This window comes from Providencia sp. PROV073, from assembly GCF_033688125.1.
Taxonomy (GTDB): domain Bacteria; phylum Pseudomonadota; class Gammaproteobacteria; order Enterobacterales; family Enterobacteriaceae; genus Providencia; species Providencia hangzhouensis.
The window spans coordinates 1,355,366-1,379,248 of the sequence record NZ_CP096353.1 but is presented as its reverse complement, the minus strand read 5'-3'; the positions used below and the strand labels follow the sequence as shown (position 1 = coordinate 1,379,248).

At 40.2% G+C, this 23,883-nt stretch carries 18 protein-coding genes; 11 read left to right on the top strand and 7 right to left on the bottom strand.

The features are described 5' to 3' along the window. Positions 1–109: 109 nt before the first annotated feature. Both M1F17_RS06085 and M1F17_RS06080 read right to left on the bottom strand, forming a co-directional pair. Positions 110–1,534, bottom strand: coding sequence for a Na+/H+ antiporter NhaC family protein (locus M1F17_RS06085; RefSeq protein WP_094961319.1), 1,425 nt, complete (start codon positions 1,532–1,534; stop codon positions 110–112). A 40-nt stretch (positions 1,535–1,574) separates the two neighbouring features. Further along, entirely contained in the window at positions 1,575–2,720 is a 1,146-nt protein-coding gene (locus M1F17_RS06080) for a PLP-dependent aspartate aminotransferase family protein (protein ID WP_318837308.1), read from the bottom strand. Between the two features lie 1,227 nt (positions 2,721–3,947). Here M1F17_RS06080 and M1F17_RS06075 point away from each other — a divergent pair. Both M1F17_RS06075 and M1F17_RS06070 read left to right on the top strand, forming a co-directional pair. Next, the gene (locus M1F17_RS06075) at positions 3,948–5,078 is read left to right on the top strand and encodes a M20 family metallopeptidase (RefSeq protein WP_144140649.1); all 1,131 of its coding nucleotides are present in this window, start codon (positions 3,948–3,950) and stop codon (positions 5,076–5,078) included. 23 nt (positions 5,079–5,101) lie between these two features. Beyond that, complete coding sequence (locus tag M1F17_RS06070) at positions 5,102–6,544, top strand: YfcC family protein (RefSeq protein ID WP_226617030.1); 1,443 nt, start codon at positions 5,102–5,104, stop codon at positions 6,542–6,544. Between the two features lie 77 nt (positions 6,545–6,621). On the opposite strand, the gene M1F17_RS06065 is transcribed toward M1F17_RS06070, so the two are convergent. Beyond that, entirely contained in the window at positions 6,622–7,110 is a 489-nt protein-coding gene (locus tag M1F17_RS06065) for a DUF7000 family protein (RefSeq protein ID WP_094961316.1), read from the bottom strand. 143 nt (positions 7,111–7,253) lie between these two features. Between M1F17_RS06065 and dbpA the strand changes: the two genes are divergently transcribed. Then, complete coding sequence (gene dbpA / locus M1F17_RS06060) at positions 7,254–8,627, top strand: ATP-dependent RNA helicase DbpA (RefSeq protein WP_144140651.1); 1,374 nt, start codon at positions 7,254–7,256, stop codon at positions 8,625–8,627. Positions 8,628–8,696: 69 nt separating this feature from the next. Here dbpA and M1F17_RS06055 read toward each other — a convergent pair whose 3' ends face one another. Continuing rightward, positions 8,697–9,140, bottom strand: a complete 444-nt coding sequence (locus M1F17_RS06055) for a PACE efflux transporter (RefSeq protein WP_004262335.1) — start codon at positions 9,138–9,140, stop codon at positions 8,697–8,699. Positions 9,141–9,241: 101 nt separating this feature from the next. Here M1F17_RS06055 and M1F17_RS06050 point away from each other — a divergent pair, with 101 nt between their 5' ends. The 4 genes from M1F17_RS06050 (at position 9,242) to cfa (ending at position 14,455) form a co-directional block, all read left to right on the top strand. Then, positions 9,242–10,126 (top strand): LysR family transcriptional regulator, encoded by an 885-nt coding sequence (locus M1F17_RS06050; RefSeq protein WP_112307331.1) that lies wholly within the window; start codon positions 9,242–9,244, stop codon positions 10,124–10,126. A gap of 161 nt (positions 10,127–10,287) precedes the next feature. After that, the gene (gene codB, locus M1F17_RS06045) at positions 10,288–11,535 is read left to right on the top strand and encodes a cytosine permease (RefSeq protein WP_004262339.1); all 1,248 of its coding nucleotides are present in this window, start codon (positions 10,288–10,290) and stop codon (positions 11,533–11,535) included. Next, positions 11,528–12,820, top strand: a complete 1,293-nt coding sequence (locus tag M1F17_RS06040; RefSeq protein ID WP_144140653.1) for a cytosine deaminase — start codon at positions 11,528–11,530, stop codon at positions 12,818–12,820. The genes codB and M1F17_RS06040 overlap by 8 nt, the downstream gene beginning before the upstream one ends. Positions 12,821–13,291: 471 nt before the next feature. Continuing rightward, positions 13,292–14,455: a cyclopropane fatty acyl phospholipid synthase gene (gene cfa / locus M1F17_RS06035; protein WP_318837307.1), complete on the top strand. Its 1,164-nt coding sequence runs from the start codon at positions 13,292–13,294 to the stop codon at positions 14,453–14,455. 51 nt (positions 14,456–14,506) lie between these two features. Here the strand turns inward: cfa and torS are convergent, their stop codons facing one another. Beyond that, the gene (torS, locus tag M1F17_RS06030; RefSeq protein WP_272674069.1) at positions 14,507–17,260 is read right to left on the bottom strand and encodes a TMAO reductase system sensor histidine kinase/response regulator TorS; all 2,754 of its coding nucleotides are present in this window, start codon (positions 17,258–17,260) and stop codon (positions 14,507–14,509) included. An 84-nt stretch (positions 17,261–17,344) separates the two neighbouring features. Between torS and torT the strand changes: the two genes are divergently transcribed. Next, the gene (gene torT, locus M1F17_RS06025; RefSeq protein WP_318837306.1) at positions 17,345–18,376 is read left to right on the top strand and encodes a TMAO reductase system periplasmic protein TorT; all 1,032 of its coding nucleotides are present in this window, start codon (positions 17,345–17,347) and stop codon (positions 18,374–18,376) included. Here torT and torR read toward each other — a convergent pair. Beyond that, a complete protein-coding gene (gene torR, locus M1F17_RS06020; protein WP_004262356.1) occupies positions 18,349–19,050 on the bottom strand; it encodes a two-component system response regulator TorR in 702 nt (233 codons plus the stop codon). The genes torT and torR overlap by 28 nt on opposite strands. Positions 19,051–19,186: 136 nt before the next feature. On the opposite strand from torR, the gene torC reads away from it, so the two are divergent. From torC to torD, 3 genes are read left to right on the top strand one after another with little or no spacing between them, the layout of a single operon-like run. Further along, positions 19,187–20,365 (top strand): pentaheme c-type cytochrome TorC, encoded by a 1,179-nt coding sequence (gene torC / locus M1F17_RS06015; protein ID WP_102140009.1) that lies wholly within the window; start codon positions 19,187–19,189, stop codon positions 20,363–20,365. After that, a complete protein-coding gene (gene torA, locus M1F17_RS06010; protein WP_318837305.1) occupies positions 20,355–22,901 on the top strand; it encodes a trimethylamine-N-oxide reductase TorA in 2,547 nt (848 codons plus the stop codon). The genes torC and torA overlap by 11 nt, the downstream gene beginning before the upstream one ends. Beyond that, positions 22,898–23,512 (top strand): molecular chaperone TorD, encoded by a 615-nt coding sequence (gene torD, locus M1F17_RS06005; protein WP_164455239.1) that lies wholly within the window; start codon positions 22,898–22,900, stop codon positions 23,510–23,512. Before torA ends, torD begins: the two co-directional genes overlap by 4 nt. A 98-nt stretch (positions 23,513–23,610) precedes the next feature. Here torD and M1F17_RS06000 read toward each other — a convergent pair whose 3' ends face one another. After that, complete coding sequence (locus M1F17_RS06000) at positions 23,611–23,793, bottom strand: hypothetical protein (protein WP_226617031.1); 183 nt, start codon at positions 23,791–23,793, stop codon at positions 23,611–23,613. Positions 23,794–23,883: the final 90 nt, after the last annotated feature.

The window sequence follows — 23,883 nt, the reverse complement described above, 5'->3', positions numbered from 1 at the left end:
AATATTCTGAATGATTATTTAGTTTTGCTAGTGGTGCTACTCCTTGAAATAAATCTATTTTATTTATTGCAGCTAATTTTGCCTAATCTTTATTATTTTATTCACTTTATTAATATGTGAAACCTAAATACAGATAAACCATCAGCGCAAACGCGGCCGTGACTGTTGCATAAGGCATTTGGGTACGAATATGCTCAATATGGTCACAATCTGTTGCCATAGAAGCCACAATTGCATCACTGGAAATTGGTGATGTCATGTCTCCGTAAATTGAACCTGCAATGGCTGCACCAATCATATATTCAACAGGCATTCCGACTGAAAGTCCTAATTGCACACCAATTGGGATCATAATGGCAAATGTTCCCCACGATGTTCCTGTTGCTAATGACATCACCGCACTAATTGAGAAGATAAAACCTATTGAGAAAGCTGGCGAAATAACACCCGAGGTGATTTCTGCTATATAGGCACCGGTATTTAAATCTGAAGAAACGGTTCCCATTAAAAAAGCGAGGATCATCACCGAGCTAATTTTTACCATGCTGGCATAGCCGATATATAATTCTTTAAAGAAAGTCTCAATATTAAGTACACGACGTGCTAAGAACCACACAAAAGAGACTAAAGTTCCAAACATGACTCCCCAATATACCGATGTTGAACCGCTACCTTTACTAAAATCGCCATTACCGGTGATATAAAGCGCAACAGGTACCATTAATACCGTTGATAAAATTGGGATAAAGAAATTAAGAGAAGTATGGCAATTAGGGTGCTCAATAATATCTTCATCATCCTGCTCAGCTTCTTCCGCGGATAATAAAGTTAAAGCCTGCTGCTCTGCGCGTAAATCCGCCTTTTTCATTGGCCCCCAAGAAACATTGGAGAAAATATAAAACAGCACTGAAGCGAGGGAAAACCACGCCATGATATTAAATACCATTGAGCCAGCTAAAATTTCAAAAGGCTCTCCAGTAATTAAACCTTTAGATATTTGTACGCCAATAACCCCCATCATTGCCGCTCCCCATCCGTTAATCATGGCTGATGAACACACTGATACACAGGAAGTCTGCACAATGTAAGACATTTTTTCTGGCGAAACTCCGTATTTCTTCGCTAATGTTTTTGTTGATGCTCCAGCAATTAATTGGTTAATAGAGCTTTCAATAAAAATTAACGATGTAATAATCATCGCCATTAATTGAACAGCTTTTTTATTTTTAATTAACTTTGTTTTATTTGTTAATAATTTAACCAATGAACGCACACCACCAGTAACAACGACGAGCCGCATAATTCCGCCAATCATTACCATAAATAGAATTGTTTTTGTGTTTCCCGGTGATGCAAACGTATTAATAATGCCATCGAGCGTTCCGTTTATACCTAATAATATATTGTGATCATATATAACGGTAAAACCAACTAATATCCCCAGTAATAATGATAATATAACTTGTCGTGTAAAAATGGCTAAAAGTATCGTCACCATTGGCGTGACAATGGTCCAAATCCCATAATCATTCATTAGATGCTCTCTTATTATATTTTATTTTGATTTTAATAAATTAAGATAGTGCGTTTTCTAAATCATTTAATAAGTCTGTGATATCTTCAATACCTACGGATAAACGTAATGTGGTGTCAAATACTTGGATACTTTCTCTTTCTTCTTTTGTCATCGACCCATGTGACATGGTTGCCGAATGGTTCACCATACTTTCACCCCCCCCCAATGATTCCGCTAAAACAAAATATTTAACTTTAGATAAAAAGACTTTGGTGTCTTCAATATCCCCTGCTAATTTAATCGTCACAACCGCTCCTCCTGTACGCATTTGTTTTTTGCATAATTCATATTGAGGATGCGAAGGTAATCCAGGGTAATAAACCTGCTCAACTTTCGGGTGTTTTGATAAATATTTCGCAACTTGTGCGGCATTACTGCATTGTGCTGCCATACGTAATGCTAATGTTTTTAATCCACGTAAAGCAAGGTAGGCGTCAAAAGGAGAAGCAATTGCTCCGAGGGTGGTTTTTAGAAAATCAAGGCGGCTGGCTAAGTCTTCTCTTTGGGTGATCACCGCACCACCAATTAAATCGGAATGGCCGCCAATATATTTACTTGCCGATAACATCACTAAATCGGCACCTAATTCTAATGGTTTTTGGTTCCAAGCTGTTGCAAATGTATTATCAACACAAGTTAAAATATTATGCTCTTTGGCAAGTGAACAAATAGCATTAATATCAACTAATTCTAATAATGGATTAGTTGGGCTTTCAATCCAAATTAAGCGTGTGTTATCTTTTATTTTTGTTTTAACTTCATCAAGATTATTCAAATCAACATAGTCTATTTGGTGACCGCTATTAATGGTTGAAACTCGTTCAAATAACCGAAAAGTTCCTCCATAAACACCCTTCATTGCAATAATATGTGAATCTTTTGGTAATAAATTTAAAACTAAACTTGAAGCAGCCACACCGGATGCAGTCGCTGTTGCATAGCTTCCACCTTCAATTTCAGCTAATAAGGTTTCATATGCATAACGTGTTGGGTTGCTGCAACGTGAATAACAATATTCACCATGCTCTGTTAAGCTTTGTTGAACGAAAGTACTGGCTGTTGTAATAGCAGGAAAAATAGCATGATTAACAGTATCTTGCTGCTTTCCACCATGAATTAAAATTGTAGCAATATTCTTAGTCATTATCTAAAACCCAATATAGTAAAGTAAAAATGATATCTTTATATTTGTTGCTAAAAGAAATATGCCACAGGGAAATAGAAAATTTTTTCTAAAAATTGGTGCCTTTTTTCAAATTAAGAGAAAATTTTTCTATTCAAGAATAAATAGCCTTTAAATTCATGCTGTTGGTTAAGTTTTGATAAATGAGCTAGCCGTCACAATATCATTATTTTGTTTATTCTTCACAATCAATTACCCAGTAAAAACCACATAAGCCACTAAAATAAAACAATAAATGTTCTATGCAAGTTAAATTTTTCATCACGTAATGTAATTATTTGGTAGGTATTTTGTCGTTAATTTAACATACACCTTAGTATTTACGCCTAATTGGCTTCTTTTCATACTGCATAACAGCCATATAAGAGAAACTTATTCTCTTTCACATTATTTCTTGCAATGAGCTATATCGCTTAGAAGACAGAAAAAGTCGATGAATAAAAATACAATTAATACGCCAAAGAGTGACTATCAAGCAATAATATGCTCAAAGGCTATTTATAAGAAAAGCACAGAGACTAAATTTGACTGAGTTGTTTTTAATTTAATCACTCTGACTTTTTTGTTTAAAAAAAACACAGTTAAATATTACAAACTATGAAAAATGAATTGCTATCGTTATTTAAATTATTAGAAAAACGCATAACCACTATATATTTTATAAATTATTCTAATCACACTCTCTTAAAGAATCTCAATTTAGCCTAATACAGAATTTTTCATTAGAAACTCAAACTTGCTCGAACAATATCAGCAATGTATTCCATCTTATATATCCCCATAAAATTACTCTCTAAATGGGTTTGTATTTTTAGTGAATAATCATCTTGTATACAAATTATTTATTATGATACAGTCAAAAAATGCCTATGATTCAACTATCAAGTATTGGTACTTCTTATATCCTTTACTGTGGTACGACTCACTAGAGCATAAAAATTTATGGTATTTATTTCCCATAATACAAACAGTGAGAATCAAAAAAAATCGCAATTATTATTAGCAAATTTTAACACTGCCTTTTTCTTTTGTTTTTTTACCTTTAATGAAAGCAGCGTTTAATTTAGTGAAAATCTGAATTAGATAAATTTAACTTAATATACACCCTGTTTTGATATCACCTAAAATTAAATTTACCACAATAAAAACAACTTAATTTTGTAGTAAATACAATATAAGGAAACAACCATGAATAATAGTTTTTTAGCGCATGAAGACAGTATGCTTAAGCTACTTGAAAAAGTAGTCAATATCGAATCAGGCTCTTATGACAAAGAAGGTGTAGATAACCACGCTGCTGTCTGGTGTGAAAAATATCGCGAAATGGGGTTCGAAGTCGAAATCATTGAAAATGAATCACTCGGCAATAATTATCGAATATATCACCCTTCAATAAAGGCTGATATATTAATTTTATTGCATTTAGATACCGTGTTTCCTAAAGGCACCGTTGCTGAACGTCCTTTTAGCATTGAAGGTGATCGAGCTTATGGCCCTGGCGTGATTGATATGAAAGGCAGCCATGTCATGGTATATCAAGTCATGAAGCAACTTTATGATAATCAAGATATTCGCTACAAAAATATTGAAATCCTCCTCAATTGTGATGAAGAAATTGGTTCTATTTCATCTCGCGGTGTCATCGAACAATGTGCATTAGGAAAGCGCTACGCACTTGTGATGGAGCCTGCTCGTGCCAATGGCGCTATAGTGAGCGCTCGCCGCGGTGTTGGAACTTATGTATTAAATATTGAAGGAAAAGCCTCTCATTCAGGTATTGCCCCCGAAGCAGGCATTAGTGCAATTCAGGAATTATCATATAAAATCCAAATGTTACACGCACTCTCTGCTCATGATAAAGGCCTATCCGTTAACGTTGGCCTAATTTCTGGTGGAACCTCTGTTAATACTGTAGCTCCGAATGCCAGAGCAGAAATCGATGTCCGTATTTCGTCTGAAGAACAGGGTATTGAGATCGATAAAAAAGTCAGGGAAGTATGTAGTACACCAGTATTAGACGGCATCAAACTCACCTTAACAGGCGGAATTAATCGCCCACCTATGGCTAAAACGGATGAAAGCACCGTTCTTATCAACATCATTAAAGAAGAAGCTGCGCAACTAAACATTGATTTACTTGATGTTTCGACGGGTGGTGGCTCTGATGCCTCTTTTACTGCAGGTGTCGAAACGGCCACTGTAGATGGGTTAGGCCCGATTGGTGGATACCAGCACAGTGATAAAGAATACTTAGAAATACCGTCACTCACAGAACGTGCACAGTTATTTTTCAATGTATTACAACGCATTACACAATAAATAATAATCCAATAGGAAACTCTATGACAACGATGTCAACAAACACAACAACACCACCACCTAAAAAACGTTCTGAAGGTCTAAACCCTTATGTTCTTTTGTTTTTCATCTTAGTATTGGCAGGTATTGCAACGTGGATCGTTCCTGCGGGGCAATATGCATCAGAAACAAAAGTCATCACCATGGTAAAAGATGGTATAGAAACAAAAGTATCTAGTTCTTATACCATTCCCGGTAGTTATGAGCGCTTACCAGAACAACACGGTATTTTGCCAGGGCAAATTTTCACCTCAATTGCTGATGGTCTAATCAAAGCTGCTCCTATTATCTTTTTGATTATTTTCACTGGAGGTGCTTTACATCTTCTTGAGGAAACTGGGGCCATCAAAAAAGTACTCAATAATATCTCGCGCAGTAAAAGACTTAATGACTTTTTACTAATCAGTATATTCTTTGTCGTTTTTTCTATTTTAGGGACAACAGGGATTGTCGTTAACTCAATTATTGCATTTGTTCCTATTGGTCTTTTAGTCGCTAAATCCGTGGGAATGGACGACAAATTTGGTGCTGCTTTAGTCTATGTTGCGGCTTATTCGGGCTTTAATGCCTCAATCATGGCACCAATGACAGTGGGTTTATCTCAAGGTTTAGCCGACGTCCCGTTGTTATCCGGCCTCGGTTTTAGAATGGCTATTTATATTGCATTTGTTATCGCGGGTATTCTATTTTTAACGATTTATACCAAGAAATGTCGTAATAAAGGCATGGTTCGTCCTGAGATTGAAATTAATACCGACGAACACCAAACCTCTAAAATTTCAGCTTTGCATGTCATTACTCTTTCCTATAGCGCATTCTGCTTAGTCGGATTTATTTTCGGTGCTGTTGAGTGGGGCTGGGGAGAAAAAGAGATGATGGCTATGTTTATCATCTTAGGCGTTGGCGTGGGTATTTTAAACCGCATGTCTCCTAATACCATTGCAACAGGCTTCTTAAAAGGTTGTGCGGGAATGGTAGGTGGCGCGTTTATCGTTGGTATGGCACGCGCTATTGCTATCGTATTATCTGATGGGATGATTTTAGATACCATCGTTAATGCCATTATTTCAATGATGGATGGCTTACCGAAGACCTTATCTGCCCTTTCCATGTTCGCAACCGCGGCAATTATGCACTTCTTTATTTCATCAGGTTCTGGTGAAGCGGCAGTGCTTGTACCTATTTTCACGCCAATGGGCGATTTATTAGAAATCACTCGCCAAACGACAGTGCAAACTGTATTGCTTGGAGAAGGGGTTGTTAACTGTATTAACCCAACTTCTGGAATTTTAATGGCTGTACTTGCAACGGCAAAAATTCCTTATACACAATGGGTGAGATTTATTTGGCCGTTAGTCTTCACATGGATAGCCATTTCTATTGTCGCTCTAATATATGCTGTAATGACAAATTTAGGTCCTATCTAAGACATCAATATTGAATACCCCCATCTTTTTAGCACCACTTTTAAGTGGTGCTAAAAGCCATCGACATTTCCAAAACATCATTTGCTACTTTCAAGATATTGAATAACCTCTTCCATAACTGGAAATATTGTCTTTTCAATATCCATAAATAGTGTATCTTTATCGGTAAAATCAGGTTCAACAAGTAAATTGATTGCTAACACACTGTATTGTGGCATTTCAGTTTTATCCAGATTCCAAGGGCTATTTTTCAAACTCTGCCAGTATTCTTTTTGTACGGCTGCATTTTGCCCCATTAACCACAGTTCCAAATTTAGCGTGTTATGATTTAGCACGAGTCCAAATCGAAGTTTTCTTGCCGTCAAAAAACTATTAACTAATGGAAAATAGGTATAATCCAAATAGCCTGGGGATACATTTCCACACTTAAATTCTGTATCTGGATTTCTTGCAATATATTGTTTTACTTGCATGATAGTTTTAATCAAATACTCATAAGCAAATTTCAATTCACCACTTTCTAAGTGCTGCCGATAATTAATTAGCCGCTGTTGCAAATTTTCCATTTCATTACTTCCTGTTGATTTAATTTTGAACTATATCAGTGATAGCCGGATTCTACATTAATGACGAATTAAAAACAGACAGAGTAAGGTAGGAATAGTATTATTAGCGCTATTATGCCTTTTATTCTATTTGAGATTGTATTGTGACTTCATTTGCTGACCTAAATGCGCTTTCTGCGGAACAACTCACTAACTTGCAAGAGTTAGGCTACCTAAACATGACGCAGATCCAAGCTGCCGCTCTTCCCCCTATACTTGCCGGAAAAGACGTCCGAGCACAAGCTAAAACGGGCAGCGGCAAAACTGCGGCTTTTGGTCTGGGTTTATTACAACATATTGACGCCAAATTATTTAAAACTCAGTCATTAGTTTTATGTCCAACTCGTGAACTGGCAGATCAAGTCGCCAATGAATTGCGCCGTTTAGCTCGCGCGATCCCTAATATCAAAATTTTGACACTCTGTGGTGGTATGCCTTTCAGCGTACAACGCGACTCACTTGCACATGCAGCACATATCATTGTTGCCACACCGGGGCGCTTACTTGATCATTTAAATCGTGAAACAGTACAACTTGATGCATTGCAAACTTTAGTTTTAGACGAAGCAGACAGAATGCTCGATATGGGCTTTATGCCAGATATTGAGACCATAATTGATTACGCACCAATTAATAGACAAACATTATTGTTTTCAGCCACTTGGCCAGAAGAAATTGCACGAATTAGCCAGCAAATTCAAAATAACCCACAAACCATTGAAATCAATAGTGTTGATGAACTCCCCGCAGTTGAACAACAATTTTTTGAAGTCGCTCGTCACGAAAAAATTGAATTATTACAAAAGCTCTTAAGCCGTGAACAGCCCGCTTCTTGTGTCGTTTTCTGTAATACTAAGAAAGATTGCCAAGCCGTTTATGATGCCTTAACAGCCAGCAAACAAAGTGTCTTAGTGCTTCATGGTGACATGGAACAACGTGAGCGTGACCAAACTCTTGTGCGTTTTGCTAACGGAAGTAGCCGTGTATTAGTGGCTACGGATGTCGCATCCCGCGGGTTAGATATTAAAGCCCTCGAAATGGTGATTAACTATGAATTATCATGGGACCCTGAAGTGCATGTTCACCGCATCGGCCGAACTGCACGTGCCGGTGAAAGCGGTTTAGCAATTAGTTTATGTGCGCCAGAAGAAGCCCAACGAGCCAATGCTCTAGAAGAAATGTTAAACATGAAGCTTAATTGGCAAACCGAACCGACAGGTTTACGAGTCACTCCGTTAGAAGCGACAATGATGACCTTATGCCTTGATGGCGGTAAAAAAGCCAAAATACGTCCTGGAGATATTTTAGGTGCTTTAACCGGAGAAGTTGGCCTCAATGGTGCCGATATTGGCAAGATTGTGATCCACCCTACCCATGCCTACGTCGCACTCAAACGTGAGGTTGCCGTACAAGCTTGGAAGCATTTACAGCAAGGAAAAATTAAAGGGAAATCCGTTAAGGCTAGGTTATTAAAATAATATGTGTGATTCGAGTTTCCTTCTGCACAATGTTAGTACGGAAGGAAACTCGATAATTTTCTTACTTTTCTATGATGTGGCGTTATTCTCTTGCGGTAAGGCAGATTTAGGTAATCCAAAAATCTTATCAAATGCCCAATTAAAAAAGAAAGTATAAATTGGGATAAAAATAATTAAGGCGAAGTCGAGTATTAACGCCTGTAAAAGACTAATTGATAACCACCATGCAATTAAAGGAATTAAAAAAATCACCAACGTTAATTGAAATAATATGGCGTGTACAAACCGGCGCCTAAAGGTTCTAATGCGTGATTTTTGTTTTGATTCCCAATATTCAAATGCGGTATTGAAAATAAAGTTCCAGCTCACTGCAATAGTCGTTATGACTAAAGCTAATGGGCCTGTTGTTTCCGCTGAATTACCAGAAAGAAAAGCCAATGCCAACGCTGAAATTAACCAACCAATAACCTCATAAGCTGTGACAAAAACAATTTTACGTTTAATCCCCTGCATTTTCCCACCTCCAAAAATATCATTATCAACAAGGTGGTAAAATAAATATAATTCAATGATAATAAAAGTCAGCTTCTATCAGTTTTATTGAAAGGTGAATAATGCCATTTAATAGTGACAACCTAACGATTTTTCTCACCGTGTTAGATAAAGGCTCATTTTCTGCGGCGGCTAGAGCATTGAAACGCGTGCCATCCGCGGTCAGTATGGCCGTGGCGAATCTAGAAGCTGAACTTGGATTTGAACTATTTGATAGACACACTCGGGAGCCTAAGCCCACTGAAAAGGCACTTTCATTAGCGCCCTATGCACGGCATATTGTGGCTAATTTATCACAACTCAATACTTTTTCTTTAGAGTTGACCCAAGGTGTCGAAAGTAAATTGACCATTGGTATTGCAGCAGGTATCAATGCCAATTTACTCTTTGATGCTCTTCATATTTTAAGCCAGCGTTATCCTTTACTGCATATTGAACTGATTACCGCACCTCAAGATGATCTTCTACCGTTATTACATGAACAACAAATTCACCTTGCGATTGTCTTTGGCGGTTTAAATGTTAATTCTCAAGAGCAATTTCATTATATTGGCGAAGAATCAATTATTGCCACCATTTCGGCTAAACATCCCTCTTTACAAAATAAAACATCGCTCTATATCGAAGACCTTGTTGAAAGCCGGCAAATTATTATTGCGAGCCGCCAACGTGAATTGAGTGATATACGCATTCTAGTTTCCAGTAATTATTGGAAAACAGACAGTTTTTCTTTGGCTCTCGGTTTAGTCGAGAGTGGTATGGGATGGGGAAATTTCCCTTTGTCACTAATTAAAGATAAATTGAACGATGGCTCACTAAAACCCCTTGAGTTTAAAAATACCCCAAATGGCTTCAAACTGCCTATTCACGCGGTATGTTTGCAAGGTCATGTGCTTAAACGTGGTGCTCAAGAATGCATTGAATTACTGAAAAATAAGGCAATTTAAACCCTAAGTTATCTATTATTTCTACTTTTAATTCCATAAATAAAATTATTCTTGAATACATTAATTATTTTAAATCATTGACGAAAACGTTTGCTTTTTGTTTTGATGGCTATAAAATGCGTCGGATTTTTTTGGCCTGAAAAAAATAACTGGAGACAATCGTGCCTGACGATAAAAATTATAGCCATGGCCCCGTGCCCATATCAGCGCGGAAAGGCGGACTAGCATTAACCTTTGTGATGCTAGGTTTAACGTTCTTTTCCGCCAGTATGTGGACCGGAGGCGCTCTCGGTACCGGTCTTGATTTTCATGATTTCTTCCTCGCAGTTCTTATCGGTAATCTTCTTCTTGGTATCTACACCGCATTTCTTGGTTTTATTGGTTCTAAAACAGGCTTAACCACTCACCTTCTTGCTCGTTATTCTTTTGGTATTAAAGGCTCATGGCTCCCCTCTTTCCTATTAGGCGGCACACAAGTTGGCTGGTTTGGTGTCGGTGTTGCGATGTTTGCCATTCCTGTTGGTAAAGCAACAGGCTGGGATATCAACTGGTTAATTGGTATTTCCGGGGTCTTAATGACCGTTACTGTGTTTTTTGGTATTTCTGCTCTTACAGTTCTGTCAATCGTTGCTGTTCCTGCCATTGCGATACTCGGTAGTTACTCCGTTTACCTTGCTATCACTGATATGGGTGGAATGAGTGCATTGCAGGCTGTCGTACCCGCAAAACCCATCGATTTTAACCTTGCTTTAGCCATGGTGGTAGGCTCTTTTGTGAGTGCAGGAACATTAACGGCCGATTTTGTGCGTTTCGGGCGAAGACCTAAAATTGCAGTACTTGTCGCTATTATTGCCTTTTTCCTTGGTAACTCATTGATGTTTATCTTTGGCGCCGCTGGCGCTGCATCATTAGGTATGGCAGATATCTCTGATGTGATGATTGCTCAAGGTTTACTATTACCCGCAATTATCGTTTTAGGTCTAAATATTTGGACAACTAATGATAACGCCCTATACGCGTCAGGCTTGGGGTTTGCCAATATCACCGGCTTATCCAGCAAAACCTTATCCATTGTCAATGGACTGGTAGGAACGCTATGCGCACTGTGGCTATATAATAATTTTGTCGGCTGGCTAACTTTCTTATCAGCGGCTATTCCTCCTATTGGTGGAATTATCATCGCAGACTACCTCATGTACCGTCACCGCTATGAAACCTTTGACCGCAGTAAAATGCGTGATGTCAACATCAGTGCATTAATCGCTGTTGCCGCTGGGGTTATCGCAGGTAACTGGTTACCCGGTATTGTCCCTGTCAATGCCGTGCTGGGTGGTGCATTATGTTACGCTATCCTTAACCCATTATTAAATCGCCGCCATACTACTGATTCGGAGATGACCCGTGCTTAATCATACTATCAAACATATCCATAATATCCGTTTACCCGAGCGTGATGGGCTGTGGCGTATTGATATCGAAAACCAAAAAATTCAAGCTATCCTTCCACAACATGAAGGCGAAATATTGCCAAACAGCTTAGACGGTGAAGGTGGTTTGGTGACCGCGCCCTTCGTTGAGCCACACATTCACTTGGATACTACTCAAACCGCTGGGCAACCAAGCTGGAACCAGTCTGGAACACTCTTTGAAGGCATTGAACGTTGGGCGGAGCGCAAAGCGATGCTTACCCACGAGGATGTTAAAAACCGCGCGTGGCAAACCCTTAAATGGCAAATTGCCAATGGTATTCAACATGTTCGCACCCATGTGGATGTGTCAGACCCAACATTAACCGCACTGAAAGCGATGTTAGAAGTAAAACAAGAAATCGCGCCTTGGGTTGATGTGCAAATTGTTGCTTTTCCACAAGAAGGTATTTTGTCTTATCCAAATGGCGAAGCCTTGTTAGAAGAAGCACTACGCCTTGGAGCCGACGTCGTTGGTGCTATTCCACATTTCGAATTTACTCGTGAGTATGGTGTAGAATCACTCCATAAAACGTTCGCTTTAGCACAAAAATATGACCGTTTGATTGATGTCCACTGTGATGAAATCGATGATGAGCAATCCCGTTTTGTGGAAACTGTCGCAGCGCTAGCACATGCACAGGGGATGGGTTCTCGCGTCACGGCAAGCCATACTACTGCGATGCATTCATACAATGGCGCTTATACTTCCCGTTTATTTCGTCTGCTAAAAATGTCTGGGATTAACTTTGTGGCTAACCCGCTAGTGAATATTCACTTACAAGGCCGCTTTGATACTTATCCAAAACGCCGTGGGATTACGCGAGTGAAAGAGATGCTAGCCGCAGATATTAATGTCTGCTTCGGCCACGATGATGTTTTTGACCCTTGGTACCCACTTGGTACAGCTAATATGCTGCAAGTCCTGCATATGGGGTTACATGTTTGCCAATTAATGGGTTACCAGCAAATCAATGATGGGCTGAAACTGATTAGTGAGTACAGCGCACGTACGTTGAACTTGCAAGATTATGGTGTGAGTGAAGGGAAGCGAGCTAGTTTATTGATTTTACCAGCAGAAAATGGCTTCGATGCCGTGCGCCGTCAAGTTCCTGTACGTTATTCGGTTCGTGATGGTCAGGTGATTGCCAATACCCAACCTGCGGTAACCCAGATTCATTTAGAACAAACGGAAATAATCCGTTATGGATATACTCCAAAAATCTAACCATTAATTTTTTATTCCAAAATGGCTCTCTACAACAGTAGGTGAGCCATTTGTCTTATAGCTCATCATTAATTAAAATAAAATCAGCCCGAAGAACTAATCTTAATCGGATAAAAAGCAACTAATAACGTATTTCTTACACAAAATTCATTCCTATATACTAGACTTAATCCAATACTTATTGCAGAGCTTAAAAGCTTTGGTGAGCAAATAAACGTCTTATAAGAACTCCTTTTTTGGTTATAAGTGCCATTTCTAAGTATTAAACGCAATTTCTATTGAAATTCAATGCGAACGTTTTATATTTTTTAGAGAGTTATCTGAAACTGGATTTGAGCTTTATTTATAGCAACAATAACGCTAATACACTGACTGTCATGCAGCGGTGGCCAATATTCCTGTTTTGCTGTACCGCGAATACGTCACAAATAAAGTTCTCTGAATCCCACTTTGAAAAAAATTGGAGATCAGATGAGTACTGAACAAGTCGTTAACCAAAAAAATACTATCGATTCTTGGCAACGCATTGCTGCTGAATTATTAAGTGAAGCTGGTATTAAAATTAATGGCTCCCGCCCTTTCGATATTCAAGTTCACAACCACCAATTTTTTAAACGAGTACTACAACAAGGCTCATTAGGATTAGGTGAAAGCTATATGGATGGTTGGTGGGATTGCGAACGTTTAGACATATTTTTCCAACATGTATTACGCCATGAGCTCGATAAAAAAATACCTCATAATTTCAGTGATACATTGAAAATTGCTGTCGCACGCGTTCGCAATTTACAAACCCTAAAACGTGCTCGCATTGTTGGAGAAGAACATTACGACCTCGGGAATGACTTATTTTCCCTGATGCTCGACCCTTATATGCAATATTCTTGCGGCTACTGGAAAGGTTTAGAAACGGTTCCTGAAAACCTCCCTCTTGCTCAAGAACAAAAATTAAATTTAATCTGCGAAAAACTGCAATTAAAACCAGGTATGCGATTACTGGATATCGGCTGTGGATGGGGCGGGCTAGCTGCCTATGCAGCAAAAAATTATGGAGTTTCTGTCACGGGTGTCACTATTTCCGCTGAGCAACAAAAATATGCTCAAGCTCGCTGTGCAGGCTTAGATGTCGATATTAAATTAGACGATTATCGGAATCTCAACGACCAATTTGACCGTATTGTCTCTGTAGGCATGTTTGAGCATGTCGGGCCTAAAAACTATGCGACTTACTTTGATGTTATTCAACGCAATTTAAAAACTAATGGTTTGTTTTTACTTCACACCATTGGCTCTAATCAAAATAAAGTCAATGTCGACCCATGGACTAACAAGTATATTTTCCCAAACGGCTGCCTACCGTCTGTACAAAATATTGGCGAAACCAGCGAAGGCAAACTGGTCATGGAGGATTGGCATAATTTTGGTGCAGATTATGACCATACACTTATGGCGTGGTATTCCCGTTTTCAAGCGGCTTGGCCAGAGCTCGAAGATAATTATACGCCTCGCTTCAAACGCATGTTTTCTTATTATTTAAATGCTTGTGCAGGTGCATTTAGAGCGAGAGATATTCAATTATGGCAAATACTTTGGAGCCCACAAGGTGTGACCGGGGGCCTACGGGTTGCTCGCTAAGCTTTTGTCCTGAATATATATCTTTGTTAACCTTACGGGCTAGTTAAAGAGTCAATGTATTTTATTCAACCATTGATCAATAGCCCGTAAGCCTTGCTGGATATCATCCTTCAATTGGGTATCCGCCATTGGCTGCTGTTCTAATAATACGCAGCTTTGTACTGCATTTTGCATTCCCAAACTGGCACAACTGCTTTTTAACTGGTGAGCAAGGCGCTTTATTTGTTCTGCGTTACTTTCTGCTCGTGCAATGTCAATTTGATCGAGCAAAGGCAAGGAATGTTGTTTAAAAATACTCACCCATTCGCGAATTTTCTGGAATCCCATTAATTCGGCATCACTGGCAAGTTGTTGTAAATTTATAACTTCTCCCTGAACACCAGAATCAGACAATGTATATTCACCACCTGAAATATATTTAACAATTAATTGATTTAACATATCTCTTGGTACCGGTTTTTGAATGATACCGCGAAAAACTTGGCTGGTTCGTTGGCGCAATGTTTCATCAATCACATGAGCACTAAAACCAATCAAAATCAATGTAGGGTAAGTTTTCGCTATTTGTTTAGCCAAGGTGATACCATCGATGTCAGGTAAGCCAAAATCCACCAATGCCGCCGTAAATTGTTGACCAGCTTGTAGAGTCGCCAAAGCCTCAGCAGCAGAGCCAACAATGGTTACCTGAGCCCCACTGCGGGTTAACATTTCTCCACTGATTTTTTGAGTCAATGGGTTGTCTTCTATGAGTAATAAATTCACACCTCGCATGTCTAATGGCAGCTCAGCCGATTTACCCACTGGATGAGAGGTGATACATAGCGGCAATGTTAAACGAAAGCAGCTCCCGCTCCCCAACTGGCTACTAACCGTCAATTCACCTCCCATCGCTTGCGCTAGACTTGCACTAATTGTCAGCCCAAGTCCTGTACCACCCCGCTGGCTATCTACTTGCACAAATGGCTTAAAAATATCAGTAAATCGCGAGCTATCAATGCCACACCCTGTGTCTTCCACTTCAATAAACCAATATTTACCATAACGGCAACTACGCAAAGTGATTTGCCCCTTTTGAGTAAAGCGCAATGCATTACTGAGTAAATTCGTGATAATTTGTCGGATCCGTAGCGGGTCCCCTTGTAAAGCAATCGGCAAATCATCCGCAATATCTGCAACTAACTGAATAGCACTATTTTTATTACTGGCATTCATTAAATACAAAGTACTTTCTAATAACGGCTTGGGCTCAAAAGGCTCATCATTGATGGAAACATTTTGTCCCCCTGCTTCAATTGCGGAGTAGTCCAAAATGTCATTCAAAATTGCTAATAAAGATTCACCTGAGTCAGTAATCGCATATAAATCATCATGATATTGGTTAAGTGCTTTATTTTCTAATAACAGCTGCGCTGTCCCCAAAATCCCATAAAGAGGAGTGCGAATTTCATGGCTCATTGCCGCTAAAAATGCCGATTTAGCCTGATTGGCTTGTTCTGCTTCAGAACGAGCTTTGCGGTGCTCAACAACCATCACGCGCAATTCTGCCGTCCTCGCTTTGACTTCGTCTGCTAGCTGTTCACGCTGATTATTCAAGGCATGAACACTTTCACGAAATGCATCCATTAAACGGCCAATCGTATCAAGCTCTTTTACCCCTGCAGTTTCAGGAAATGCAGAGTCAATATCGCCCTCTAATAAGCGTTGAAGGGCTTGGGTTTGCTGTGCCAGCGGCTTTGTCACTAAACGATAAACCACTCGCCAAAGGATCAAGATAAGTGAGAGTAATGAGACAATACTCAATGCTAACAACCAATTCTGCCCTCGTTCACTGGCTTGTTTAAGTTGTCCCAATGCGGTTTGGTTACGAAGCTCAATGATGTCAACTAATTGCGCTACTTCACTACTAAAACGTGCAAATTGGTCAATATTATTTTGTGATAAAATCTGTAAACGTGTTGTGATGTCGTTATCTTGCCGGTACAACGCGATTAACTCGGTATAGCGCTTCACGCTATTTAACGCGTTTTCTACTTGGCCTCGCACTGCAGGGTCTTCAATATATTTTTGCCGACGTTGTAAGATTTTAACTGCAGAATTCAACTGTTTTTCTAATTCTGCCATATTGCGGTGGGGCTGGTTTGAACCTAAATTAAGTACCATTTGCTGTACACGCATCGCGCTTAATCGAAGCTCATTCATTTGGCTGGCATATTCAAGGTCAATATCAATTAGTTGATCAAGGGCTTGTTTTGCTTGTTCCCCTTGTTTCCTTTCAATAAGGTCGTAAATACTGACTTGAGTTGCTCCCGCTGAGGTGGCGGCATTGTTTGCCTGACCATGTGCCTTTTGGGCGATATCTCCCGCCGCTGTAATTATCTGCTGCCTTAATTGTTGCTGCTCTGCGCGCAGTTTTAACCGCTGCCCAACTAATTCACCCTGTTGGCTTAATGACTGAGCAATTTCTTTTTCTTGTTGTTCAATATTTTGTGTATTAAAGCCTTGCTCTCTTAATATTTTCAGTAAATTAGTGATTTTAAGGCTTTGTGCCGTTAACATTCGTCCTTGTGCTAACCAAATACTTTCGCTATCTGCATTTGTGAGATTTTGTGCAGAAAATAGCTCCCAAGCGCTCGCTTCACTCAGTTGCCTTGCCATATTCATGGTTGGGATCAGAGCCTCGGTGTTGGCCTGTTCAACTTGGCTAACAAAACGTAAGTTGTACCACCCCACAAGGGTGCTAATAAAGGTCAATGCAGCCATCAACGCAAAGCCCATCCATAGTCGTCTAGTTAGTGATAAATTCACGGTTTGGTTAGCCTAAAAATTAAAATAGTTGAGTTAGCAGCAAGAATGCATTTAGGATAAAGGTTTCTGGTTTGTGAGGCTATCATGCGTGTATTGATTTTACTACTGTTCACATTTCACTCGTTGTTGAGCCTAGCAACGGCGCACGATAGCTCACTAATTCAGTGGCGTGACACACTGCATTTTGATCAGCAACCGCATGATCCCGTTACCGCCACAAAAACATGGAAGTTGTGTGCGCTTTATCCTAGCCTAAAAGATTCTTATTGGTTATCAATTAATTATGGAATGCAAAAAGCGGCAAAACACTATGGCATTGACCTAAACGTATTAGAAGCCGGTGGATATAACCAACTAGCAACCCAACAAAAGCAAATTACACAGTGCCAACAATGGGGAGCAGATGCCATCTTACTAGGCAGTAGCACCACAACTTTTCCAAACCTTAGCCAACTGGTAGAAAATACGCCTGTCATTGAAGTCATCAATGCTACACACGATAAAACAATTAAAACCCGCGTTGGTGTACCTTGGTTTCAAATGGGTTATCAACCGGGGCGCTATTTAGTCCAATGGAGTCAAGGTAAGCCATTGAAAGTTTTACTTATGCCTGGCCCATTAAATGCCGGAGGCAGCCATGAAATGGAGCAAGGATTCCGAGAAGCTATTGCAGGTAGCCAAGTACAAATTGTGGATGTTACGCAAGGGGATAACGACCTTGAGGTTCAACGCAATCTATTACATGAAATGTTAGAGCGTAACCCTGATACCGATGTCGTCGTTGGCACAGCTATTGCCGCTGAGGCCGCAATGGGTGAAGGCCGTAACTTAACGAAACCATTGAATATTGTTTCTTTTTACCTTTCTCACCAAGTCTACCGCGGGTTAAAAAGAGGCCGAATTATTATGGCAGCCAGCGACCAAATGGTTTGGCAAGGTGAGCTAGTGATTGAACAAGCCATCAAAGTACTACAAAAGCAGCCGGTTCCAAACAATATAAGCCCGCCGATTTTAGTGCTTACCCAACAAAACGCAGATAGTGAACACTTACGCAACTCATTATCTCCAGGAGGCTTTAGGCCCGTATATCAATATACATCGGCGGCTAAAAAATAGCCTTCACCATGCTGAGTCACTAATAAATCCGCTTTAATTTTATGGCGTAAACGGCGAATAAGTACATCTATGGTACGTAAATCAGGGTTATCAACTCGTCGGGCAGATAACATACGTAAAAGACGTTCTCGGCTTAAAATCTCCCGTGGGTTCGTCACAAAAGCCACTAACATTTCATATTCAGCCCGTGTGAGTTTGATAGCCTGATGCTCAAATTCGAGTGTATGCATCGAAACATTTAAGCAATAGCCAGCAAACTGATAACAATTATCTTGAGAAACAACTTGGGCTTGCGAAGGCTTAGCAAGGTCAATTCGCCAGAGTAAATTTTTAACGCGAACGACTAACTCCCTGAGTTCCAGGGGCTTAGTAACATAGTCATCGGCTCCCATTTCTAAACCCACAATACGGTCAATTTGGTCACAGCGGCCTGTGACTAAAATAATTCCTACCGTGAAACGCTCACGTAGTGCCCTTGTTAACATTAACCCGTTTTCATCTGGTAAATTAATATCCAACAGAATCAAGTCAACGGCTTGCTGGTCCATAATTTCGCGTAGCCCCGCGCCATTCCCCGTTACAGAAACACGATACCCTTCTTGCTCAAAGTAAGCCTGTAAGCGAGCCTGAGTAACGGGTTCATCTTCAACAACCACAATATGATGTGATGTCATTGATATACTCTCTTCTGTTCATATCTGTTCATATTTGCTCATATCTTGCCGTAAGCTGTTCATTCTGACTAGTACCGCTATTCATATTAACTCAATAAGATCGCCTGTATTAAACCATATAATTACAGGGGCTATTATGCGGAAACTCTGGAGAGCGTTGCGAAAACCAAGTGCTCGTTGGTCAATGCTAACGTTAATCGTTGTCGGGATTGCAGTGGGTGTTGCGTTAATCGTTGTTCCCCATGTTGGGATGAAAGTGACTAGCACCACCGAGTTTTGTGTCAGTTGCCATAGCATGGAACCCGTTTACGAAGAATATAAGCAATCTGTACATTTCCAAAATGCATCTGGCGTACGCGCAGAATGCCATGACTGCCATATTCCCTCCGACCTTCCAGGCATGATTAAACGGAAACTCGAAGCAAGCAATGATATTTATCAAACATTTATTGCTCACTCGATAGATACCCCAGAAAAATTTGAAGCCAAACGTGCCGAACTTGCGGAACGCGAGTGGGCTCGCATGAAAGAAAATAATTCTGCTACTTGCCGCTCTTGCCATGATTATGACTCAATGGATCACGCTAAACAAAATCCAGAAGCAGCTCGCCAAATGCAAATCGCTGCGAAAGAAAATCAGTCATGTATTGACTGCCATAAAGGGATTGCCCACCAATTACCCGATATGAGCAGTGGCTTTCGTAAGCAATTTGATGAGTTAAGGGCGAAAGCAAATAGTGATGCTGACATTCTTTATTCACTTGATATTAAACCTCTTTATGCCAATAAAGGGGATAAAGACCCCGCTGGCTCGTTACTTCCTGCCTCAGAGGTGAAAGTCCTAAAACGTGATGGCGATTGGCTACAAGTTGAAATCACAGGGTGGACAGAAACCGATGGTCGCCAACGAGTTCTATCTGAATTCCCCGGCAAGCGAATTTTCGTAGCTTCGATACGTGGTGATGTTCAAGAAAATGTGAAAAATTTAGAAAGCACCGTCGTCGCTGCAACAGATACGTCATGGAGCAAACTGCAAGCGACTGCATGGATGCAGCAAGGCGATATGGTCAATGATATCAAACCGATATGGGCTTATGCTGACTCTTTATATAACGGTTCTTGTAATCAATGCCATGGTGCGCCAGATATTGCCCACTTTGATGCTAACGGTTGGATAGGCACATTAAACGGTATGATTGGCTTTACCAGTTTAGATAAGCGAGAAGAGCGTACCTTATTGAAATACTTACAAATGAATGCATCTGATACCGCAGGATCTTCACACGGTGATAACGGAGTACAGAATGAAAAATAATCCAACTTTTCAAGCTTCTCGTCGACACTTTTTGTTCCAGCTTGGCGGGCTCACTGTTGCGGGTATGTTAGGCCCTTCCCTATTAACACCACGTAAGGCTAACGCTGCAACAGCTGGAGAACAAACTGCGGTGGTACAAGAAGGCATTCTAACTGGGTCACACTGGGGCGCAATTCGCGCTACCGTAGTTGATGGTCGTTTTATCGAAGCAAAACCCTTTGAACACGATAAATTTCCATCAAAAATGATTGCAGGATTGCCTGACCATGTGCATGGCACTGCCCGTATCCGTTACCCAATGGTGCGTGTTGACTGGCTACGTAAACGCCATTTAAGTGACACCTCACAACGAGGTGATAACCGCTTCGTACGTGTTTCTTGGGATGAGGCCCTTGATTTGTTCTATCAAGAATTAGAACGTATTCAAACAACTTATGGACCAAGTGGATTACTTACTGCAAATGGCTGGCAATCGACAGGGATGCTCCACAATGCATCAGGTATGTTAGCCCGCGCCATTGCGCTGCACGGTAATAGTGTCAGTACTGGCGGAGACTACTCAACGGGTGCTGCACAAGTGATTTTACCTCGAGTTGTCGGGTCAATGGAGGTTTATGAACAACAAACCTCTTGGCCACTAGTCCTTAAAAATAGTAAAACCATCGTATTATGGGGCTCTGACCTGATTAAAAACCAACAAGCTAACTGGTGGTGTCCTGATCATGACGTTTATGAATATTATGAACAACTGAAAGAGAAAGCTGCTAGTGGCGAGATAAAAGTCATCAGTATCGACCCTATAATCACCTCTACTCATGATTACCTTGGGCGTACTAATGTTCAGCATATTGCGATTAACCCGCAAGCGGATGTCCCACTGCAATTAGCCATCGCCCACACGCTTTACAGTGAAAACTTGCATGATAAAACCTTCTTAAAAGAATATTGTGTTGGTTTCGAGCAATTTGTTCCCTACTTAATGGGAAAAACAGATGGACAACCCAAAGATGCACAATGGGCGTCTGAAATTTGTGGTATTGATGCCGGCACAATCCAAGCCTTAGCCCGCCAAATGGCAGCAGATAGAACCCAAATCATTGCAGGTTGGTGCGTTCAACGCATGCAACATGGTGAACAATGGTCGTGGATGATTGTTGTTTTGGCTGCGATGTTAGGTCAAATTGGCTTACCGGGTGGAGGATTTGGCTTCGGTTGGCACTATAATGGAGCAGGAACCCCAAGCCGCCAGGGAATTATTTTAAGTGGTTTTTCCGGCTCAACCAAAGTGCCACCTATTCATGATAACAATGACTACAAAGGCTACAGCAGCACCATTCCTATTGCTCGTTTTATTGATGCTATTTTAGAACCAGGAAAAACAATCAACTGGAACGGTAAAGCAGTTAAATTACCTCCACTAAAAATGTGTGTGTTTGCTGGAACCAACCCATTCCACCGCCACCAACAAATTAACCGTATTATTGAAGGTTGGCGCAAACTAGAAACGGTTGTCTCTATTGATAATCAATGGACATCCACCTGTCGTTTTGCCGATATCGTATTACCGGCAACCACACAATTTGAACGAAATGACCTTGACCAATACGGTAACCATTCAAATCGTGGAATTATTGCGATGAAACAACTCGTTGAACCGCAGTTTGAGTCACGTAATGACTTCGATATATTACGCGACCTATGCCGCCGTTTTGGTCGTGAAGAAGCCTTTACTGAAGGTTTGGACGAAATGGGTTGGCTAAAACGCATTTGGCAAGAAGGCAGCCAACAAGGAAAAGGCCGTGGTATTCATTTACCCTCCTTCGATACGTTCTGGGAAAAAGAAGGCTATGTGGAATTTGAACATCCACAAATGTTTGTTCGTCATCAAGCATTTAGGGAAGATCCCGACTTAGAACCTTTAGGGACACCGAGTGGTTTAATTGAAATTTACTCAAAAACTATTGCTGATATGCAATATGATGATTGCCAAGGTCACCCAATGTGGTTCGAAAAAGCAGAACGCTCTCATGGTGGTCCAGGTTCAAAAAAATGGCCACTACATTTGCAATCCGCACATCCCGATTTTCGTTTACACTCACAATTGTGCGAGTCCCCTGTATTACGCCAATATTATTCTGTGAGTGGCAAAGAGCCGGTCTTTATTAGCCCTCAAGATGCGAAAGCTAGAGGCATACAAAATGGTGATATTGTTCGTGTTTTCAACGACCGCGGGCAAGTGTTAGCAGGAGCCGTAGTTTCTGACTTATATACAGAAGGCGTTACTCGTATCCATGAAGGAGCTTGGTATGACCCGACTAAGGGTGGAGAAACCAATTCCCTGTGCAAATACGGAAACCCAAACGTATTAACGCTTGATATTGGAACCTCTCAATTAGCGCAGGCCACCAGCGCACATACCACCTTAGTGGAGATAGAAAAATACACAGGACAAGTGGATAACGTCAATGCATTCGATGGGCCAATTGAAATGGTTGCTCAATGTGAATATGTTCCTGCATCACAGGTGAACAAATGACAAAACAAATCACTTTGTCGCCAGAACAAATAGCATGTGTTTATGCATGGCTAGCACAATTGTTCTCACGTGAATTAGATAATGCAACGTTAGCACAGATTCAATCTAGCGAAATGATGGATTGGTTTACGACTATCGAGCAGGAACCTGTTTTAACTTCGCTAATTCAAGAGGTTAAAACAAAAATCAAAGCGCTAATGATGCGAAATGATGCTCAGCTCGAATTAGCCGCAGATTTTTGTAGTTTATTCTTAATGTCAGATAAGCAATCAGCCTTACCTTACGCCTCAGTTTATCCAAACAATGAACATGGTAATGAACAGATTAAGTACCTATTAGCCGAGGCAGGAATGGAAACCAGTGAGGCATTTAACGAGCCTTCTGACCATATTTCAATTTTTTTGGAGCTATTAAGTCACTTACATTTTTCATTAAATGAAGCACATTTGGACCAAGAAAAAGTGAAACAATTACGCCTAAAAACTTTGTCACTTTTACTGCAATGGCTGCCAGTATTTAGCCAAAATTGTCAACGATATGATGAGTTTGGTTTTTATGCCGCTTTGAGTCAACTGTCGTTAGTGCTAGTTCAACTGGATAAGCAAACCTAGTAGATGCCATTTAAATAATTATATATTATTCAGCTATTATTAAATAAAGGGATATTGATAAATAATATCCCTTTTAAATCTGAGTCATAACACCTGAGTTACTGTAAAGAAATAAGTTTTTCACGGCTCAGCCCAGTGCTTTTCATTATAATCTCAATACTAACTCCTTGTTCCAAAAGATTCCGTGCCGTTGTTATATTTGCCTCTTCTTTGCCTTTTTGAAATCCTTCCTGCAGCCCTTCTTGTCGTCCTTTATCTTGCAATCGTTGCGCAATATTCATGATTGTCTCCTTATGCTTTTCTGTTTGTTCCCCTAAAACTTGAATAACTTGTTCAAAATTATGCGAGTCTAAGGCAATAAACAAATAATT

Bases quoted from the DNA above. Each gene is read 5' to 3' on its own strand.
- M1F17_RS06085 (WP_094961319.1), bottom strand. From the start codon at position 1,534: ATGAATGATTATGGGATTTGGACCATTGTCACGCCAATGGTGACGATA.
- M1F17_RS06080 (WP_318837308.1), bottom strand. From the start codon at position 2,720: ATGACTAAGAATATTGCTACAATTTTAATTCATGGTGGAAAGCAGCAA.
- M1F17_RS06075 (WP_144140649.1), top strand. From the start codon at position 3,948: ATGAATAATAGTTTTTTAGCGCATGAAGACAGTATGCTTAAGCTACTT.
- M1F17_RS06070 (WP_226617030.1), top strand. From the start codon at position 5,102: ATGACAACGATGTCAACAAACACAACAACACCACCACCTAAAAAACGT.
- M1F17_RS06065 (WP_094961316.1), bottom strand. From the start codon at position 7,110: ATGGAAAATTTGCAACAGCGGCTAATTAATTATCGGCAGCACTTAGAA.
- M1F17_RS06055 (WP_004262335.1), bottom strand. From the start codon at position 9,140: ATGCAGGGGATTAAACGTAAAATTGTTTTTGTCACAGCTTATGAGGTT.
- M1F17_RS06050 (WP_112307331.1), top strand. From the start codon at position 9,242: ATGCCATTTAATAGTGACAACCTAACGATTTTTCTCACCGTGTTAGAT.
- cfa (WP_318837307.1), top strand. From the start codon at position 13,292: ATGAGTACTGAACAAGTCGTTAACCAAAAAAATACTATCGATTCTTGG.
- torT (WP_318837306.1), top strand. From the start codon at position 17,345: ATGCGTGTATTGATTTTACTACTGTTCACATTTCACTCGTTGTTGAGC.
- torR (WP_004262356.1), bottom strand. From the start codon at position 19,050: ATGACATCACATCATATTGTGGTTGTTGAAGATGAACCCGTTACTCAG.
- torC (WP_102140009.1), top strand. From the start codon at position 19,187: ATGCGGAAACTCTGGAGAGCGTTGCGAAAACCAAGTGCTCGTTGGTCA.
- torA (WP_318837305.1), top strand. From the start codon at position 20,355: ATGAAAAATAATCCAACTTTTCAAGCTTCTCGTCGACACTTTTTGTTC.
- torD (WP_164455239.1), top strand. From the start codon at position 22,898: ATGACAAAACAAATCACTTTGTCGCCAGAACAAATAGCATGTGTTTAT.
- M1F17_RS06000 (WP_226617031.1), bottom strand. From the start codon at position 23,793: ATGAATATTGCGCAACGATTGCAAGATAAAGGACGACAAGAAGGGCTG.